The organism is Pseudomonas sp. SIMBA_068 (assembly GCF_046534705.1).
GTDB classification, from domain to species: Bacteria; Pseudomonadota; Gammaproteobacteria; order Pseudomonadales; family Pseudomonadaceae; genus Aquipseudomonas; species Aquipseudomonas putida.
In genome coordinates, this window is record NZ_JAWRYI010000042.1 from 1 (window position 1) to 598 (window position 598).

At 37.5% G+C, this 598-nt stretch carries 1 protein-coding gene; it reads left to right on the plus strand.

All coding sequences use genetic code 11. The annotated features are described in order from the left end of the window. On the plus strand, window positions 1-194 hold a 194-nt coding region (locus tag SB756_RS28045; RefSeq protein WP_410912743.1), incomplete at its 5' end, for a hypothetical protein. Between the last annotated feature and the right edge of the window lie 404 nt (window positions 195-598).

Genomic DNA, 598 nt, shown 5'->3' on the forward strand with positions numbered 1-598 from the left:
AGGTAAATGTATGGAGTGAACAGGTCGGCGTAATTTTTGCTATTACTTGGACACAAAGGTCAACATGGTATAATTTGAATGCGAAAAAAACAGGTGGGAAGGCTTATGTAAGAGGTACTAAGTTGTATGGTATGAATGTTGTAGGCCAACCAGTTGGGTATTCTAAATCAGTTACTTATACTGTTAAGTGTTAAAGGGAGGGATTCTTTTGGTTGAAGTATCTCAGGTAAATTGGTTTGACGTTGTTTATAATTTTTCTGTGCTTGGAGCTTCTATTCTTTTGATTTATTTCATTGTCAAGATTGTAAAGAGGAAAAAAGCTAATAAGAATAGTCATTATTAATCCAAAGTAAAAAAGGTTTAGCTTCATATTTTAATCTGGTTTAAATTGAAAACAGCAGACTTGAAAGAAGAGTCTGCTGTTTTTGTTACACGCCTGCCGAAAATCGAGAGATTTTAGCACACACAGGGGTGTGTATAAGTGCGCCATAAATGGACTGAGATTGGCGACAAGAAGTGTGAGCCGCTCGGCAGGGATTTGAGGAAATGAGAAACGAGTAAAAGAGAGTGAGACGAACCTTGTCTCTAGCATCGAGAC